The sequence below is a fragment of the Actinomycetospora succinea genome, from assembly GCF_004363095.1.
In the GTDB taxonomy this organism is placed as follows: domain Bacteria; phylum Actinomycetota; class Actinomycetes; order Mycobacteriales; family Pseudonocardiaceae; genus Actinomycetospora; species Actinomycetospora succinea.
Genome location: NZ_SNYO01000006.1, coordinates 56,762 through 73,751, shown reverse-complemented (window position 1 = coordinate 73,751; position 16,990 = coordinate 56,762). Strand labels below are relative to the sequence as shown.

Here is a 16,990-nt window from a genome sequence, read left to right as displayed (position 1 = left end):
ACAGTCCGTGTACTTGCGGATACCTCGGGTGAGCGGGACGCTCAGCCTTCGCCAACCCGAGCGGGGGCCGCCGGTGGACGCCACCACGCCGCGGACGATCGTCCTGGCTGGTCCGATCGGTGCACCCGAGATGCTCAGTCTCGCCAACTACTGCGAGCACCTCGAGCGGGGCGGCCAGACGGACCTGCATCTGAACATGGCGGCTGTCACCCACTGCGGCCGAGAGGGGTTGGATGGCCTGCTCGCGCTGGTTGCCGGACCTGGAGGCATGACGGTCACCGTCGACGGAGCGAAGTGGCGGCACTTCATGCAGCTGCTCGGCGCTGCGCCGATCGTCGAGATGCAGGGGCTGTGCGATTCCGTCCGCACGCTTCTGCCCCGGCCCGCACCCGACCTCTCCTGATCCGGTGTTGTTCGGTCGCTCAGCGAAACGACGACTGGGGCGTCGAGCCGCAGAACGACGCGGCTCGCCGACCTTTGGGGAACACGTTTGCAGAGGCTGATCAAGGGGGCACCATCCCGAATCGGGCCCCTCGATGGTCGGTCCACCCATGGAGCCGACGGCCGGTGCGCAACCCGAGCTGGCCCGAGGTTCACCACCGCAGCCTCGCGAAACGGCCTCGGTGCCAACACTGGCTTCCGGCGTCGCACCGAGGCCGTCGTCGCCGCCGAGGTCAACACACCTCAGGCAGCGAGAGCCAGCGTGACGACCGTTCGCCCGTGGCTCGCAATCCGTCGCGAGGAACGTGCACACGGCTACCACGAGATTGCCTGAGGTTGCTCCTGCCTGGGTGGCCGGTGCGGCACCGACCGGCAACTTTCGTCGCTGTGCCCCGACGTTGGTGCGCGGATCATGGAGCCACCACCGAATCGTTACGGCCGCGCTGCTGTCGACGACGGCGTGTAAGGCCGCCCCCGCGGAGGACCTTCGACACCTCAAAGACCGGGTGGGCCGCTGGCTAGGCGTGTTGAAAGTGGACGTCACGAGAGTGACCCGAGGCTCGCCTGGAGCGGAGGCTCGGAGCAGCAGCGCGGTGCGCAGCCGCGACAACTCGTGCGTTCCGAGGGTAGTCCGTGCGATGGTGGTGCTCGTCTTCGGTGTCGCGGCTGTGCGCTCTCGCGTCACCGGCTCATGCGCGTGCAGGCCGGATGACGTCAGGAGGGCGAGATGCCGGGTTCCTATGATCCGATCGACGTGGCCCTCGGCGTGCTCATGGAGCGTTACCGCCGGGACGTCGAGCAGGCGTCGACGATGTTGGTGGCGATGGCGCGTGACCACGACCGGGGTGTGAAGGAGTTCGCCGAAGCGCTGGTGACAGGGCCACGCGAGGAGCACGCCAACGCCGCCTCGCACACGGTGACTCGCGCGGTCTCGTTCATCCACGCCAACGCCCATCACGAGATCGGCGTCGAGGAGATCGCCGCAGCTGCCCACATCGGCGTTCGCGGGCTGCAGCAGGCGTTCCGCGATCAACGACAGCAGACACCGCTGGGCTACCTGCGCCAGGTCCGCATGGAGTGCGCCCGTCGCGACCTCTCCGCCGGTCACCGAAGCAGCCAGTGCACGGTCGGCGACATCGCCAGCCGATGGCACTTCGCGAACGCCGGGCGGTTCGCCGGAGAGTACAAGCGTGTCTTCGGGTGCTCTCCGAGCCAGACCCTGCGCGCCTCGGATGTTCCAGACGCTCCCGATCCACGTGTCCTGCTCGACCGTGCAGTCGATGCCGCAAGGCGATCTGAGTCGTAGCGGTCGCGCCCTTCCTGAACCGTGGGCTGTCCGCTCCCTGACTCGTCGTTCCGGCCGCTTGACGAGTACTTGGCTTTGCGCACAATCAGTTGTTGTCCGGCGTCGAGCCGGATCGCCTGAGGCGGCGCCTCCGCTGCTTGGCCCCCCTGACCAGCGGGGGTGTCGCCTCTCCGTCCGACCGGTCCGTCGCCACTGAGCGGGTTGACCATCGACAGGCCCGTCGGCGGGGTCCATGCTTGCCGGGCGTCCGGCTCTCCTCATCGTGCGCGCACCACCGGTGCTTTCAGGGGGGCGTTGCGGAGGGCCGGCCGCGTCTCGCACACCCTTCGTGCCTGCCGCGATCACTCCACCGTGGCGGTTCGACGCACTCTCGGGGTGCGCCGGGATCAGCCTGCGTAGGGCTCGCCGGGGCGCATGATCATCCCCCCACGATTCCCCCACGGAAGAGCCGGAACGGGGGAGGAGTGGTCGGATGGCGGCTGAGTCCGGAGTGGACCTCGTGCCCAGCTCAGCGGCGGTGTCCGGTACCGACGGTGAAGGCTCGGATGAGCTGACGCAGCATCCGTCAGGTCGTCGGTTCGAGCCCGACCTGCCCCACTCGACCCTCGGTCGCCGCCTCCGGCGGTGTGCGTCAGCGAGTGCGTTGACGCGTTCTCGGCGACCTCACTAGGCTCCGTTCCGTCAACGCCAGCGATGACGGAGTCGGTGCGATGCAACGCAACTCGCGGATGGCCGACTGGATCCGCATCCACGCCCGGAACGTCCCGCACCGGCGCTGCCTGGTCACCGAGACCGGGGCGCGCACGTTCGCCGAGGTCAACAGCCGCGTGAACCGGGTGGCCGGGGAGCTGGTCCGCCTCGGGGTCACCCGTGGTGACCGCGTGGCCCTGTTCGCGACCGACTCCGCCGAGTACGTCGAGACCCTGCTCGCGTGCCTCGAGCTCGGTGCCGTCTACGTGCCGCTGAACTTCCGGCTGGCGCCGCCCGAGCTCCAGGCGCTGCTGCGGACGGCGGAGGCCAAGGTCCTGTTCTTCAGCGCCCGGTACGCCGAGGCGGTGCGGGCGCTCGACGTGCCCGGGCTGGAGGCGACGATCTGCTACGACGGGCCGGCAGGGGACCGGAGCTACGCCGACCTGCTCGCGCGCGGCGCGGATGTCGAGATCGACGTCGAGGTCGACGACGCGGACACGGTGTGCCTGGCCTTCACCAGCGGGACGACGGCCCTGCCGAAGGCGGTCGTGCACTCGCAGCGCATGGTCAAGCACCTCGTCGTGCAGTGCCTGATCGACCGGCGGATGACGAGCACGACCGTGCACTACACGGCCTCGCCGCTGTTCCACGTCGGCGGGATGAACTACGTGCTCGCCGGCATCGCGCGCGGCCACGCCTCGCTGATCCTGCCCGCCTTCGACCCGCCGAACGTGGCGCGCTGGATGGCGTCGGGCGAGCTCTCGGACGTCTTCCTCGTCCCCACGATGATCGCGATGCTGCTCGAGCAGGACGCCGTGCGCACCGGCGACCTGTCCGCGGTCCGGTCGATCGGCTACGGTGGGTCGCCGATGTCGCCGGCCCTGCTGCGCCGGGCCATGGCGGTCTTCGACTGCGACTTCCTCAACATGTTCGGCAGCACCGAAGGCGGGTGCTCCGCGAGCCTCACCCCGGAGGACCACCGGCTCGCCCTCGACGGCCACGAGCACCTGCTCGGCTCGATCGGGCGCGCCGTGACGGGGGTGGATCTGCGGGTGTGCGACGACGACCTGCGCGAGGTCGCCGACGCCGAGGTCGGCGAGCTCGTCTTCCGCGCCGACGCGACCATGGACGGCTACCTGGGGCAACCCGACGCGACGGCCGAGGTGCTCGCCGACGGGTGGTTCCGCACCGGTGACCTGGCCTACCGCGACGGGGACGGCTACCTGTACCTGGCCGGGCGCAAGAAGGACATGATCATCCGGGGCGGGGAGAACGTCTACCCCGTCGAGATCGAGGACGTGCTCGGCGAGCATCCGGCGCTCCGGGAGGTCGCCGTGGTCGGCGTCCCCGACGAGCACTGGGGCGAGGTCGTGCGCGCCCACGTGGTCGTCGGTCCCGGGGCTCGCTTCGACGAGGACGAGGTGCGGGCGCACTGCCGGGCCCGGCTGGCGGGCTTCAAGGTGCCGGCGCGCTTCGTCGTCCACGACGACCTGCCGCGCAACGCGGCGGGCAAGGTGCTCAAGCGTGAGCTCCGCCGGCTGTAGCCCGGCGCGCGTCGCGCTCGTGACCGGCGCCGCCCGGGGGATCGGTGCGGCGGTGGCCCGCGGACTGGCCGCCGAAGGGAGCGCGCTCGTCCTCGTCGACCGGGACGAACCCGCCCTCGCCGCGCTGGCCGACGAGCTCACCGGCGTCGAGGTCCTCGCCGTCCCCGCCGACGTCTCGCGCGCCGATGCCGTCGCGGACGCCGTGGACGCCGCCGTGGCCCGGTTCGGCCGGCTCGACGCGGCGGTCAACAACGCGGGCGTGCCCGGACCGCAGGTGCCGACCGCGGACTACCCCGTGGACGCGTTCTGGCGCGTGCAGCAGGTCAACGTGGGCGGCGTCCTGCACGGCCTGCGTGCCCAGCTCCCGGTCATGGTGGGCCAGGGCCGCGGCGCCGTCGTCAACATGACCTCCGGCGCCGGTCTGCGCGGCGTCCCCGGAGCGTGCGCGTACGCGGCGAGCAAGCACGCGGTCATCGGGCTCACCCGGACCGCGGCCGTGGAGTACGCCCGCCACGGTGTCCGGGTCAATGCGGTGGCGCCCGGCCTGGTCGCGACGGAGCTGACCGCGGGCCTGGAGGCGGACGAGTTCGCGGCCGCCCACCCCGTGGGCCGTGCGGCGCGGGCGGGCGAGATCGCCGATGCCGTGTGCTGGTTGGTGAGCGACCGGGCTGCCCACGTCACGGGTGTCGTGCTGCCGGTGGACGGCGGGCTCACGGCGGCCGTGCCCGGGCTCGCGTGAGCCGGGGAGAACAGGAGGAGGAGCCGTGCTCGACCAGAAGGAGTTCACCCGCATCCGGATCGCCGTGGAGGACGGCGTCGCGAGGCTGACGCTCGACCGCCCGGAGCACGGGAACGCCGTCGACGACACGATGCACTCGGAGCTGACGCGGTTGTTCGTGCGCGCCCGCGCCGACGAGCGGGTCCGCGCGGTCGTGCTGACCGGCGCGGGCGACACCTTCTGCCGCGGCGGCGACAGCAGCGCGTCGCGGACCTTCACCACCCTGACCGGGCTCACCCCCGTGCAGGAGGCGCGGATGATCGTGGAGACCCTGCTCGACCTCGAGAAACCCGTGGTCGCGGCCGTCAACGGCGACGCCCTCGGGCTCGGCGCCGTGCTCGCGACGCTCGCCGACGCCTCGGTCGTCGCACGCCGCGCGCACCTCGGCGACCGGCACGTCGCCGGCGGGGTGACCGCGGGCAACGGCAGCGCCGCGCTCTGGCCGGCGATCATCGGGGTGAACCGCGCGAAACGCCTGCTCCTCGGCGCCGAGGTGCTCACCGCCGAGGAAGCCGTCGCGATCGGCCTGGCGACCGAGGTCGTCGACGGTCCGTCGGTGCTCGCCACGGCGACCGCTCTGGCGCGCCGGTGGGCGGCCCTGCCGCCGTTCGCCCTCCAGAGCACCAAGCGGGTGCTGAACCTCCACCTCAAGGACGCGGCATCGCGGGCCCTCGACCACGGCCTCGCCCTCGAGGAGCAGGCCATGCAGGGCGCCGAGTTCGCGGCGGTGCTGGCGCGGCGTCGGTCGTCCTGAGCGGTCCCCAACTTGTCAGCGTCAACGTTGACGCATACTCTCGGGGCGCTGCCCGTCGGCGACGAAAGGACGACCCATGGATGCCGGCGCCCCGGTCGACGAGGCGGTCGCGATCGCCAACATCCCCTCGCTCCTCCCGATGCTCGTGCAGCTCGGCGGGGACGAGCGGTGGCTCGAGGCGCCCTACCGCCCCACCCGCGCCCGCGGGATGAGCGACCACGACGACGCCGGGCTGCCGCCCGAGGTGCAGCAGGAGATCCGCGACGCCGCCGCGGCCGCGATCACCGCCTGGCTCGGCGGGTGCCCGCCCGCGATCCCCGAGCCCTCCGAGGCCCTGCTCGTGCGCATGCTGTCGGTGTCGATGGCCCAGGAGGTCCCCGACGAGTACGGGCCGATGCTGCGCCAGGTCTTCGGGCTCTCGGCCGAGCAGGAGGCCGACCGGCCGCCGCCCGCCGACGCGGTCCCGCCGCCCGGGTTCCGCGCCATCGTCGTCGGGGCGGGGGCCTCGGGCATCGCGATCGGCGTCGAGCTGGCCCGGCTGGGGGTCGAGTACACGATCCTCGAGAAGGCCGACGCGGTCGGCGGGACGTGGTGGCGCAACCGGTACCCGGGCTGCGGGGTCGACACCCCGAGCCACCTCTACAGCTACTCGTTCTACGACACCTATGACTGGCCGGCGTACTTCTCGCTGCGCGACACCCTCCACGACTACTTCGAATCGGCTGCTACCGATCTCGGCGTCCGCCCCCGCATCCAGCTGCGCACCGAGGTGCTCGCGGCCCGCTGGGACGAGGCCGCGCAGTCCTGGGAGGTCGACGTGCGGGGCGCGGACGGCGCGGCGCGCACCCTGAGCGCCGACGTCCTGATCAGCGCGGTGGGCGCGTTCGCCCGGCCGGTGTGGCCGGACGTCCCCGGACTCGACACCTTCACCGGCGAGCGCGCGCACACCGGGGACTGGCCCGAGGACCTCGACGTCACCGGCAAGCGCGTCGCCGTGATCGGCAACGGGGCGAGCGCGATGCAGGTGGTTCCGGCGATCGTGCGCGACGCCGCGGAGGTCCACGTCTACCAGCGGTCGCCGCAGTGGATCGTGCCGTTCGAGAAGTTCCAGACGCCGGTGCCGGACCCGCTGCGCTGGCTGCTGACGACCGTCCCGCTCTACCGCCTGTGGTACCGGCTGCGGCTGTTCTGGAACTTCAACGACAAGCTCCACCCGACGCTGCAGCGCGACCCCGCGTGGCCCCACCCGGAGCGTTCGCTCAACGAGGTCAACGACCGCCACCGCGAGTTCTTCACCCGGTACATCACCGACGAGCTCGGCGACCGGCAGGACCTGCTGCCCAAGGTCCTGCCGACCTACCCGCCCTACGGCAAGCGGATGCTGTTCGACAACGGCTGGTATCGCGCGCTGCGCCGCGACGACGTCACGCTCGCGGCGGACGGCGCCGCAGAGGTGCGCCCGCACGCGGTCGTCGCGGGCGACGGCGTGGAGCGCGAGGTCGACGTGCTGGTCGCCGCGACCGGCTTCGACGTGGTGCGCTTCCTGGGCTCGATGGACGTCCGCGGCCGCTCGGGCCGCACGATCCGCGAGATCTGGGACGACGACGACGCCCAGGCCTACCTCGGCACCGTCGTGCCCGACCTGCCGAACTTCTTCTGCCTCTACGGCCCGAACCTCCAGCCCGGCCACGGCGGGAGCTTCATCGTGGTCCTCGAGCAGCAGACCGGCTACGTGCGCCGGATGCTCGAGGAGATGTTCCGCGCGGGCGCCGGGAGCATCGAGTGCCGCCGCGACGTCCACGACGCCTACAACGCCGAGGTGGACGCCGCGCACGCGTCGATGGTGTGGACCCACCCCGGGATGTCGACCTACTACCGCAACGCGCGGGGTCGGGTCACCGTCAACAGCCCCTTCCGCAACGTCGACTTCCACCACTTCATGCGCGCCTCCGGGCTCGACGACTACATCGTCGAGCCGCGGCGGGGACGCGCGGCCGAGGTGGCCTGAGGTAGGTCAGCCGAGTTCCAGGCCCGGCAGGGAGCCCTCGTCACGCCACGCGCGCAGAAGGTCGAAGAACTCGAGCACCGGCAGGGGATGGTTCGAGGTCGCCAGGGACCGCCGGGAGAGGTCGCCCTCGGCGTTGAAGCGGTTCGGCGTGCACGACTCGAGGAACTCGGCGTTGTCCCGGGCGTGCGTGACGCACTCCGCGACCCACTTCTCCTCCGCGTCGGCCTCGACGTCGAAGCAGCGCGCCCCGAGCTCGCGTGTCCGGGCCGCCACGCCCGCCGCGTGGAGCGCGTTCTCGTCGAGCGTGTGGAGCACGTTGAGCGTCACGGAGGACTGCATGTTCCCGCCCGGGATCATGAACAGGTTCGGGAAGCCGCGGCTCATCAGCCCGTGCAGGGTCGAGAACCGCGTCGCGTACTTCTCCGAGATCCGCAGCCCGTCACGACCCACCACGTCGAACCCGATCTTGTCGGTGTAGGGCGTGCCGTAGGCGAAGCCGGTCGCGAGGACGAGGCAGTCGAGCGGGTGCTCGACGCCGTCCACCACGACCCCGTCCTCGGAGAAGCGCTCGATGCCCCGCCCGCCGGTGTCGACGAGCGTCGTGTCGGGCCGGTTGAAGGTGGCGAGGTACTCGTCGTGGAACACCGGCCGCGTGCAGAAGTACGCGTACCAGGGCTTGAGCGCCTCGGCGGTGGCGGGATCGTGGACCGTCGCGTCGACGCGGGCGCGCAGCGCCTCCATGTGCAGCAGGTTGCCCCGCCGCGCGGCGGCTGCGGCGTCCTCGCCGTCGCGGGGGACCGGGGCCGCCTGGTGGTAGTCGGTCCAGCCGTCGCGGACGAGGTCCACGGGCTGGCGTCGGCCGGACACGATGGCGGCGAAGTTGCGGATCCGCTCCCGCTGCCACCCCGGGTCCAGGCCCGCGACGACGTCCGGGTCGAGGGGGGCGTTGGCGCGGACGCCGACCGTCGACGGCGTGCGCTGGAAGACGACCAGGTGCTCGGCGGCGCGCGCCAGCGGCGGCACGACCTGCGCCGCGGTGGCCCCGGTGCCGATGACGCCGACGCGCTTGCCGGCGAGACCGCCGAGGTCGCGGCCGGTGTAGGCGAAGTCCCACCGGCTGGTGTGGAACGAGTGCCCCCGGAAGTCCCCGAGACCCGGGATCGCCGGGATGCGCACCCGGTTGAAGTTGCCGTCGGCGATCATCACGAACGGCGAGGCGATCTCGTCGCCCCGGTCGGTGGTGGTCGTCCAGTGCGCGGTGTCCTCGTCCCACCGCAGCCCGGTCACGGTCGTGTGGAACAGCGCGAGCTCGTCGAGACCGTGAGACGCGGCCAGGCGCCGGGCGTAGGCGCGGATCTCGGACGATCCGGCGTACCGGTCGCGGGGCACGTAGCCCGTCTCCTCGAGCAGCGGGAGGTAGGTCAGGGAGTCGACGTCGCACATCGCGCCCGGATAGCGGTTCCAGTACCAGACCCCGCCCACGTCGCCGGCGGTGTCGATCAGCCGGATACGGGTGAAGCCGACCTCGCGGAACCGGATCGCGGTGAGCAGGCCCCCGAACCCCGCCCCGACGACGACCAGCTCGACCGTGTCCGTGACGGCGGCGCGGGGCTCGGGCGCGGAGAAGGGGTCCGCGACGTACCGCGCCCGGTCGCCGCTGAGGTCGACGAAGGCGGCGCGGTCGTCGTCGACGCGCTTGGCCCGCTCCTCGCGGTACCGGCGCCCGAGCGCCTCGAGGTCGACGCCGTCGAGATCGACGCCCGCGGAGGCGACGAAGTCCATCGCCTCGAACCCCTGGTCGTCCGGCATGACGGCACTCCTCACCTCGGCGCTCCGACCGCAAGGTCGCAGACCGGCGACGCGATAGTCAACGTCAACGTAGACGCCGGATGTGTTCTTGACTTGACCTTGACTTCCCGCCACAGTTTCAACGTCTACGTTGTTGTTGACGAGAGAAGAGCGCCATGTCGACTGCCGAGGCACCGGCTCCGCAGAGCCACCAGTCAGCGCGCCGGGCGGGGACCGCCGGGATGCTCGGGACGATGATCGAGGCGTACGACTTCGCCATCTACACCTACCTGGTGGTGTTCACGGCGCCGTTGTTCTTCCCGGCCGACAACCCGGCGACCGGCGTGCTGGCCGCGCTGCTGGCCCTCGGCGCGGGCTTCCTCGCGCGGCCGGTGGGCGGGCTGTTCTTCGGGCGCCTCGGCGACCGGCGCGGGCGTCGCTTCACCCTCATCGCCACGGTCGTGACGATGGGGACGGCGACGTTCGTCATCGGCCTGCTGCCGACCTACGCGACCATCGGCGTGCTCGCACCCGTCCTGCTGGTCCTCCTGCGCCTCCTGCAGGGGTTCTCGGCGGGCGGCGAGCTGATGGGCTCGGCGACGTTCGTGACGGAGCACGGCACCCGGCGCAACTACGGCTTCCTCGCCTCCATCACGCCGCTGGGCAACGCCCTCGGCGCGGCGCTGGCCCCGGCCGTCGTCGGGGTCGTCACGCTCGTCATCGCCGACGACGTCATGGGCGCCTGGGGCTGGCGCATCCCGCTGCTGCTCTCGCTGCCGCTCACGGTGCTGGTGCTCGTGCTGCGCACCCGGCTCGACGACTCGCCGGAGTTCAAGCGCAACGCCGCGCGGGAGGAGACGTCGTCGAAGACCCCGGTCCGCGACATCGCCCGGCAGCACCCGCTCGCCCTCGGCCGGGTCGTGGTGCTCGCCGCGTCGGTGCTCTTCATCGGCTACTTCGCGTCCGCCTACCTGCCGATCTACCTGCAGACCGCGGGCGGGCTGGCCCCGGGGGAGGCCGCGCGCTTCGCCTCGGTGGGCATGCTCAGCGCCATGCCCTGCATGCTGCTCACCGGCAAGCTCGTCGACCGCTGGGGCCGACAGCGGGTGCAGATCGTGCTGCTCGTGCTGGCCGCCGCCGTGGTGTTCCCGATGATGTCCGCGGTCGGCGCGGAGGGCGGCGCGGGCGCGCTCGGCGTGATCGGCTTCATCGCCTTCGTCTGCATCGGCGGGGCGGTCGCGGTCCCGGCCTTCGCGTCCTTCACCGCCTCGTTCCCGACCCGCGTGCGCTACACCGGCGCGGCGCTCGGCTACGGCCTCGGCGGGGCCCTCGGCGCCGGGTTCGGGCCCTACCTGTCCGCGCTGAGCGCGGAGGTGACGGGGAGCCGCTTCGCCCCGGCGGTGCTGCTGCTCGTCGTCGCTGCGGTCGGGGTGGCGATCGCCGCGACGATGCGGGACACGACGACCGCCGCCGAGCCGATCCCGGCGCCGGCGGTCGCCGACCCCGACGTCACCCCGGCCTGACCCGCATGCCGGCGAACCTGCGGATGGCGGACTGGATCCGCGTCCAGGCCCGGGACGTCCCGCACGCGCGGTGCTTCGTCACCGGGACCGGGCACCGGACCTTCGCCGAGGTCGACGCGCGGGTGAACCGGGTGGCGACGCAGCTGGCGCGCCGGGGCGTGGCGAAGGGCGACCGCGTGGCGCTGTTCGCCACCGACTCGCCCGAGTACGTCGAGACGCTGCTCGCCTGCCTGAAGCTCGGCGCGGTGTTCGTGCCGCTGAACTTCCGCCTCGCGGCGCCGGAGCTGGCGGCCGTGCTGCGTCGGGCCGCGCCGAAGGTCCTCTTCCTCGGCGGTCGGTACGCGGACCTGGTCGACCTCCCCGGCCTCCCCACCGTCGGCTACGACGCGGGTGCCGGGGACGTGTCCTACGAGGAGCTCGTCGAGCAGGGCGACGACGTCGACCCCGACGTCGCCGTCGACGACGCCGACCCCGTCTGCCTCGCCTTCACCAGCGGGACGACCGGGACGCCCAAGGCGGCGGTGCACTCGCAGCGGTTCGGCAAGCACCTCGCCGCGACCACGGTGGTCGCGGCCGGCCTGACGCGCGAGACGTTCCACTACTCCGCCGCGCCGTACTTCCACATCGCGGGCATGTACTGGCTGCTCAGCGGCATCGCCCGCGGCTACACCTCGCTGGTGCTCCCGCAGTTCGACCCGCCGACGGTCGCGCGGTGGATGGCCTCCGGCGGGCTCACGCAGGTGTTCCTGGTGCCGACCATGATCGACACCTTGCTCGCCGACCCGCTCGTGGCGGCGTCGGAGTTCCCGGACCTGCGGACCATCGTCTACGGCGGCTCCCCGATGTCGCCGGCGCTGCTGCGGCGGGCCATGGACCGCTTCGGGTGCGACTTCGTCAACGCCTTCGGCGCCGGCACCGAGGCGGGCATCCAGACGATCCTCGGCCCCGAGGACCACCGGCGGGCGGCCGCCGGGCACGAGCACCTGCTCGGCTCGATCGGGAAGCCCGCGTTCGGCGTCGACCTGCGGCTCTGCGACGAGTGGCGGGCCGTGCCGGACGGCGAGGTCGGCGAGATCACCACCCGCGCCGACGCCGTGATGGACGGCTACCTCGACGCGCCGGAGGCGACCGCGGAGGTCCTGCGCGACGGGTGGTTCCGTTCCGGGGACATGGCCCGCCGCGACGGGGAGGGCTACCTCTACCTGGAGGGCCGCAAGAAGGACATGATCATCCGGGGCGGCGAGAACATCTACCCCGTGGAGATCGAGGACGTCCTCGTCGCCCACCGCGCGGTCCGGGACGCCGCCGTGGTGGGGGCCCCGGACGCGCACTGGGGCGAGACGGTCCGGGCCCACGTGGTGCTCGAGCCCGGCGCGGACCTCGACGAGGCCGCCGTGCGCGAGCACTGCCGGGCGCACCTGGCCGGCTACAAGGTCCCCGCGCTGTTCGTGGTGCACGACGACCTGCCCCGCAACGCGAGCGGCAAGGTGCTCAAGCGGGTGCTGCGGGAGTCCTCCTAGCTCTCGATCACGCAGAGCAGCCCGCGGACGTCCACCACGTCGCCGCTGTCGCCCTGCAGGTCGCGGACGACGCCCGCGTGCGGGGCGACGATCATCTGGCGGGCCTTCTCGGCCTCGATCTCGACCAGGTCGGCGTCCGCGGCCACCTCCTCGCCGTCCTCGACGTACCAGTCGATGATCTCGGCGTCGCTCATCCCCATGGAGAGCTGGGGGAGCCGTACCTCGTGCCGCGTCATGGGTCCTGCGTCTCCTCGGAGTGTCAGGCCAGCGCGCGCCGCACGGCGGCGACGACCTTGGCCTGCGTCGGGTAGATCTGCTTCTCCAGCGCCGGGCTGAAGGGCACGTGGGTGTCGTCGGTGGTGACGCGCACGACCGGCCCGCGCAGGGCGTCGAAGCAGTCCTCCACCACGCGCGCGGCGATCTCGCTCGCCGCGCTGCAGGTCCGGTTCGCGGGGTCGACGACGACGCAGCGCCCGGTGCGGCGCACCGAGGCGAGGATCGTCGGCCAGTCCATCGGCACCAGCGTGCGCGGGTCGATCACCTCGGCGTCGACGCCGTCGGCCGCGAGCTCCTCGGCGGCCTGCTGCGCCAGCCAGCTGCCGAGTCCGATCCCGACGATCGTCACGTCCGAGCCCGGCCGCCGGACGGCGGCGGAGCCCAGCGGCACCAGGTGCTCGACGTCCTCGGGCATCGCGGGCCCGCGCCCCTTGCGGCCCCACAGGTTCGCGTCCTCGAAGCAGAGCACCGGGTTGTCGTCGCGGATCGCGGACTTGAGCAGGCCGAGCAGGTCCGGGGCGGTGGACGGGACGATGATCTTCAACCCGGGCACGTTCATGAACATCGGGTACGGGCGGTCGGCGTGGTGACCCGCCGTGCCGCCCTGGTAGTAGAGCGCCGCGCGCACCACCACCGGCAGCGTGGCCTGACCGCCGAACATGTACCGCGCCTTCGCCAGCTGCGAGACGAACTGGTCCATCGCGCCGAACACGAAGCTCGCGACGGTCAGGTCGACGATCGGGCGCAGGCCCGCCATTGCCGCACCCGCGGCAACGCCGATCGACCCGGCCTCGGCGAGCGGCAGGTCCCGCACGCGGCTCGGCCCGAAGGCCTCGAGCGCGCCGGCGGCGGCGCCGAAGACGTTGGCCCGCAGGTCCTGGCCCATCAGCACGACGCTCCCGTCGCGCGTCATCTCCTCGTGCTGGGCCCGGTTGATCGCCTGCAGGAAGCCGAGCTGCTGCGCGCGGGCGGGCTTGCGGCGGGCGGCGGGCGCGCTCACGCGGACACCTCCTGCGGGTCGTGGCCGGGCGCGTAGACGTCGGTCCACGCGGCCTCCGGCGGCGGGTAGGGCGAGCGGCGCGCGAACTCGACGGCGGCCTCGACCTCGGCGCCGACCTCGTCGCGCAGCGCCTGCAATTCCCCGGCGGTGAGCACGCGCTCCGCGAGCAGCCGGTCGTGGAACAGGGTGATCGGGTCGACGGTGTCGAACCAGCTGTCGACCACGGCCTGGTCGCGGTAGGGCCGGGGCAGGACCAGCCCGTAGGCGTGCTCGTGGAACCGGTAGGTCTTCGCCTCGACCAGGCTCGGGCCCTCACCGCGCCGTGCGCGCTCGACCGCCTCGCGGGTCGCGCAGTACACCGCGAGCACGTCCTGCCCGTCGACGGTGACGCCCGGCATCCCGTAGCCCGCGGCGCGCATCGCCACGTCGGGCACCGACAGCGACTCCTCGGTGGTGACGCTGACGGCGAAGCCGTTGTTCTCGCAGAAGTAGACGACGGGCAGGTCCCAGAGACCGGCCATGTTCATCGACTCGTGCAGCACGCCCTCGCTGGCGGCGCCGTCGCCGAAGAAGCACAGCGCGACCTGCCCGGTCCCGCGGACCTGCGCGGCCAACCCGGCGCCGGTGGCGACCGGGATGGCGGAGCCGACGATGCCCGACTCGCCGAGGCTGCCGACCGAGAAGTCGGCGAGGTGCATGCTGCCGCCCTTGCCGCCGCAGACCCCGGTCGCCTTGCCCAGCAGCTCGGCCATGAGGGCGTCGAGCCGCGCGCCCTTGGCGATGGGGTGGCCGTGGGAGCGGTGGTTGCCGGTCATGTAGTCCGAGGTCCGGGTGGCCAGGCAGGCGCCGACGACGGCGGCCTCCTGGCCGATCGAGAGGTGCACCATGGCCGGCAGCTCGCCCGCGTGGAACAGCGCGATCGTCGCCTCCTCGAAGAGGCGGACGCGCTGCATGCGCCGCATCAGCTCGCGCGCGAGCGCGGCGCCGTCCGGACCGTCCAGCTCCGGCGGCGGATCGGCGGCGGTGCCGTCGGTCATGGCCTGACCCCTGTCGTCGAGGTGGGTGGCTGTCGTCAGCATAAACGTTGACGCTCGCTGCTCGGAAGTCCTAGCGTCGGGCGACATGAGCGGAGCATCGATCGTCGCCGAGGGTCTGCGCTTCCCGGAAGGGCCGACCTGGCGGGCCGACGGCTCGGTTGCCGTCGCCGAGATGCAGGGCGAGGCGGTCGCCGCGGTCTCGCCGGGCGGGGACGTCCGCGTGCTCGGCGACTGCGGCGGGGCACCCAACGGCAGCGTGCTCGGCGCCGGCGGGGAGCTCTACGTCGCGAACAACGGTGGGCTGTCCGCGGCGGGCCGCGGGTTCTGGCGCGCGCCGCGCCAGCTGCCCGGGTGCGTGCAGCGCGTCGACGTCGACGGGACCGTGACGACGGTGAGCGCCGACCTGCCGGGGCCGGCGCCGCACCGGCCCAACGACCTGTGCTTCGGGCCGGACGGCACGCTCTACGTCACCGACAGCGCCAACTGGGAGGACCTCCCCGACGTCGGTCCCGGCCGGGTCGTCGCGCTCGGGGCGGACGGGGAGGTGCTCGGCGCGCTCGAGGTCCCCGCGATGCCCAACGGGCTCGCGTTCGGCCCGGACGGGCGCCTGTACCTGGCGCAGTCGCTGACGCGCCGGGTCCTCGTCGTGGACGTCGAGGGCGGCGTGTTCGGGACGCCGGAGCGGCTGGTGAAACTCCCGGACGGGATGCCCGACGGCCTCTGCTTCGACGCCGCCGGGCGCCTCTACGTCTGCGGCAGCGTCGGGCACGCGGTCTTCGTGTTCGCCGGCGGCGAGCTCGTCGACACGCTCGCGACGGGAGAGGGGACCCAGCCGACCAACTGCTGTGTCGGCGGCGACGGCCGGCTCTTCGTCACCGAGGCGCTGACCGGCCGGCTGGTGGCCTTCGACCTCGGCGTCGACCCGCTCCCGCTGCACGCCGGATCGGTCGGCGCGCCGGTCGGCTCGTCCGGGCGGGGCCGAGAGCTAGGGTGACGCGCGCGAGGCCCCGGCCGCTCCCGGGGCCGCCCGATGCCGAGGGAGTGCGATCACCCGTGTCCGCGTCACGCCGGCGCCGCACCGCGCCGGACGCCCCGGACAGTGACATCGCGCGACGCCGGCTGGAGCGCCGGCAGGCGAGCGGTCGCCGCTCCGACGAGCGCTGGGCCGAGATCCTCGCGGGCGCGGCCCGGGTCTTCCAGCGGCTGGGCTACAGCCCGGCGACCCTCGAGGACGTGGCCGTCGAGGTCGGCGTCAACCGCGCGACGCTCTACTACTACGTCGGCACCAAGGAGGAGCTGCTCGTCGGCCTCCTGTACCGCCCGCTCGAGACGCTGCGCGAGCGCGTCGACGAGGTGGCCGCGCTGCCCGAGCCCGCCCCGCAGCGCCTCGAGTCGTCGCTGCGCGAGTACGTGCGCACGATGGCCGAGCTGCCCGAGCTGTTCGTGTTCCTCGCCGAGAACGTGCACGAGGTGATGTCCGGCCCGGAGGCCGACCGCATCCGCGACAACGCCGATCGCTCGGGCCGCGCCTTCGCCGAGATCATCCGCTCGGGGGTGCAGGAGGGCGTCTTCCGCGCCGACATCGACCCCGCCGTGGCGGTGCTGGGCATCATCGGGATGTTCAACTGGATGCACCGGTGGTACCGGCCCGACGGCGCGCGGACGCTGCAGGACCTGGGCGAGGACTTCATCGCCATGGCGCTCAGTTCGGTGCGCCCCCCGCCGACCGGCGACGGGCCCGGTACGCCGCGGCCTTGACGCGGTTGCCGCACTCCTCCATGCCGCACCAGGTCCGGCGCGCGCCGCGGGAGCGGTCGAGGTAGAGCCGGGTGCACGCCTCCCGTCCGCACTCCTTGAGCGGCGGCGCGGACGGGTCGGTCAGCACCGTGATCAGTGAGCGCGCCACGTCGCCGAGGGCCGCGTCGACGTCCCCGCGCCGCACGAGCCCGTCGGCGGTCAGCGCGATCGTCGTCGCCGGGCCGGCCGCCGCCGCGTTGACGGTCGCCAGGCCGTCCGGGTCGAACGCCCGACCCTCGAGGTGGTCGCAGGCCAGGCGGTAGATCGCCTCACGGAGCGCGAGCCCCCGCGCGAGCGTCGCCGCGTCGACGGGCACCGGCGCGGGCGCCGCGCCCGACGCCACCAGCCACGACGCGAGCGCGTCCGGGTCGACCAGCTGCTCCTCGCGCGCGGTGCGCCGCCATCGCAGCGTCCCCGCGAGGTCGAGCGCGAGGTTGCCGCTCACCATCGCGAACTCCACGTCACCATCTTGACCGGTGACGCGAGCGTCGTCCACCATCACCTCCTGAACCGGTGACGAATCACCAG

15 protein-coding genes are annotated in these 16,990 nt (G+C 72.9%); 10 read left to right on the top strand and 5 right to left on the bottom strand.

The window, feature by feature from the left end; translation table 11 throughout:
• Positions 1 to 28 precede the first annotated feature (28 nt).
• The 6 genes from EV188_RS20485 (at position 29) to EV188_RS20460 (ending at position 7,521) form a co-directional block, all read left to right on the top strand.
• Entirely contained in the window at positions 29 to 403 is a 375-nt protein-coding gene (locus EV188_RS20485) for a hypothetical protein (RefSeq protein WP_208114307.1), read from the top strand.
• Between the two features lie 765 nt (positions 404 to 1,168).
• Positions 1,169 to 1,747: a helix-turn-helix domain-containing protein gene (locus tag EV188_RS20480; RefSeq protein WP_133828167.1), complete on the top strand. Its 579-nt coding sequence runs from the start codon at positions 1,169 to 1,171 to the stop codon at positions 1,745 to 1,747.
• 710 nt (positions 1,748 to 2,457) lie between these two features.
• Positions 2,458 to 3,981 carry a class I adenylate-forming enzyme family protein gene (locus EV188_RS20475; RefSeq protein ID WP_133828166.1) on the top strand — a complete coding sequence of 508 codons (1,524 nt, stop codon included), beginning with the start codon at positions 2,458 to 2,460 and terminating at the stop codon, positions 3,979 to 3,981.
• On the top strand, positions 3,962 to 4,720 hold the full coding sequence (locus tag EV188_RS20470; RefSeq protein ID WP_133828165.1) for an SDR family NAD(P)-dependent oxidoreductase: 759 nt from the start codon (positions 3,962 to 3,964) through the stop codon (positions 4,718 to 4,720). Before EV188_RS20475 ends, EV188_RS20470 begins: the two co-directional genes overlap by 20 nt.
• A 25-nt stretch (positions 4,721 to 4,745) precedes the next feature.
• The gene (locus EV188_RS20465) at positions 4,746 to 5,513 is read left to right on the top strand and encodes an enoyl-CoA hydratase/isomerase family protein (RefSeq protein WP_166659994.1); all 768 of its coding nucleotides are present in this window, start codon (positions 4,746 to 4,748) and stop codon (positions 5,511 to 5,513) included.
• 76 nt (positions 5,514 to 5,589) lie between these two features.
• Positions 5,590 to 7,521 (top strand): flavin-containing monooxygenase, encoded by a 1,932-nt coding sequence (locus tag EV188_RS20460; protein ID WP_133828163.1) that lies wholly within the window; start codon positions 5,590 to 5,592, stop codon positions 7,519 to 7,521.
• Between the two features lie 6 nt (positions 7,522 to 7,527).
• On the opposite strand, the gene EV188_RS20455 is transcribed toward EV188_RS20460, so the two are convergent.
• Positions 7,528 to 9,330 (bottom strand): flavin-containing monooxygenase, encoded by a 1,803-nt coding sequence (locus EV188_RS20455; protein WP_208114306.1) that lies wholly within the window; start codon positions 9,328 to 9,330, stop codon positions 7,528 to 7,530.
• 155 nt (positions 9,331 to 9,485) lie between these two features.
• Here EV188_RS20455 and EV188_RS20450 point away from each other — a divergent pair, with 155 nt between their 5' ends.
• Together EV188_RS20450 and EV188_RS20445 are read left to right on the top strand one after the other, a co-directional pair.
• On the top strand, positions 9,486 to 10,832 hold the full coding sequence (locus EV188_RS20450) for an MFS transporter (RefSeq protein WP_133828162.1): 1,347 nt from the start codon (positions 9,486 to 9,488) through the stop codon (positions 10,830 to 10,832).
• 5 nt (positions 10,833 to 10,837) lie between these two features.
• Positions 10,838 to 12,352 (top strand): class I adenylate-forming enzyme family protein, encoded by a 1,515-nt coding sequence (locus EV188_RS20445; RefSeq protein ID WP_133828161.1) that lies wholly within the window; start codon positions 10,838 to 10,840, stop codon positions 12,350 to 12,352.
• On the opposite strand, the gene EV188_RS20440 is transcribed toward EV188_RS20445, so the two are convergent.
• Genes EV188_RS20440 through EV188_RS20430 form a run of 3 tightly spaced genes read right to left on the bottom strand, consistent with a single transcriptional unit; the run spans position 12,349 to position 14,707 of the window.
• Positions 12,349 to 12,588, bottom strand: coding sequence for a biotin/lipoyl-containing protein (locus EV188_RS20440; protein WP_133828160.1), 240 nt, complete (start codon positions 12,586 to 12,588; stop codon positions 12,349 to 12,351). The genes EV188_RS20445 and EV188_RS20440 overlap by 4 nt on opposite strands.
• A 23-nt stretch (positions 12,589 to 12,611) precedes the next feature.
• Positions 12,612 to 13,628 (bottom strand): alpha-ketoacid dehydrogenase subunit beta, encoded by a 1,017-nt coding sequence (locus EV188_RS20435; protein ID WP_208114305.1) that lies wholly within the window; start codon positions 13,626 to 13,628, stop codon positions 12,612 to 12,614.
• Entirely contained in the window at positions 13,625 to 14,707 is a 1,083-nt protein-coding gene (locus EV188_RS20430) for a thiamine pyrophosphate-dependent dehydrogenase E1 component subunit alpha (RefSeq protein ID WP_208114304.1), read from the bottom strand. The genes EV188_RS20435 and EV188_RS20430 overlap by 4 nt, the downstream gene beginning before the upstream one ends.
• 43 nt (positions 14,708 to 14,750) lie before the next feature.
• On the opposite strand from EV188_RS20430, the gene EV188_RS20425 reads away from it, so the two are divergent.
• Together EV188_RS20425 and EV188_RS31820 are read left to right on the top strand one after the other, a co-directional pair.
• Positions 14,751 to 15,659, top strand: a complete 909-nt coding sequence (locus EV188_RS20425; RefSeq protein ID WP_133828159.1) for an SMP-30/gluconolactonase/LRE family protein — start codon at positions 14,751 to 14,753, stop codon at positions 15,657 to 15,659.
• A 59-nt stretch (positions 15,660 to 15,718) separates the two neighbouring features.
• Entirely contained in the window at positions 15,719 to 16,423 is a 705-nt protein-coding gene (locus EV188_RS31820; protein ID WP_166659993.1) for a TetR/AcrR family transcriptional regulator, read from the top strand.
• Here the strand turns inward: EV188_RS31820 and EV188_RS20415 are convergent.
• A complete protein-coding gene (locus tag EV188_RS20415; protein WP_243741868.1) occupies positions 16,368 to 16,922 on the bottom strand; it encodes a CGNR zinc finger domain-containing protein in 555 nt (184 codons plus the stop codon). The two genes, EV188_RS31820 and EV188_RS20415, sit on opposite strands and share 56 nt — an antisense overlap.
• Positions 16,923 to 16,990: the final 68 nt, after the last annotated feature.

Coding starts and splice junctions, on each gene's coding strand:
- EV188_RS20480 (WP_133828167.1), top strand. CDS start 1,169: ATGCCGGGTTCCTATGATCCGATCGACGTGGCCCTCGGCGTGCTCATG.
- EV188_RS20475 (WP_133828166.1), top strand. CDS start 2,458: ATGCAACGCAACTCGCGGATGGCCGACTGGATCCGCATCCACGCCCGG.
- EV188_RS20460 (WP_133828163.1), top strand. CDS start 5,590: ATGGATGCCGGCGCCCCGGTCGACGAGGCGGTCGCGATCGCCAACATC.
- EV188_RS20455 (WP_208114306.1), bottom strand. CDS start 9,330: ATGCCGGACGACCAGGGGTTCGAGGCGATGGACTTCGTCGCCTCCGCG.
- EV188_RS20450 (WP_133828162.1), top strand. CDS start 9,486: ATGTCGACTGCCGAGGCACCGGCTCCGCAGAGCCACCAGTCAGCGCGC.
- EV188_RS20445 (WP_133828161.1), top strand. CDS start 10,838: ATGCCGGCGAACCTGCGGATGGCGGACTGGATCCGCGTCCAGGCCCGG.
- EV188_RS20440 (WP_133828160.1), bottom strand. CDS start 12,588: ATGACGCGGCACGAGGTACGGCTCCCCCAGCTCTCCATGGGGATGAGC.
- EV188_RS20430 (WP_208114304.1), bottom strand. CDS start 14,707: ATGCTGACGACAGCCACCCACCTCGACGACAGGGGTCAGGCCATGACC.
- EV188_RS20425 (WP_133828159.1), top strand. CDS start 14,751: ATGAGCGGAGCATCGATCGTCGCCGAGGGTCTGCGCTTCCCGGAAGGG.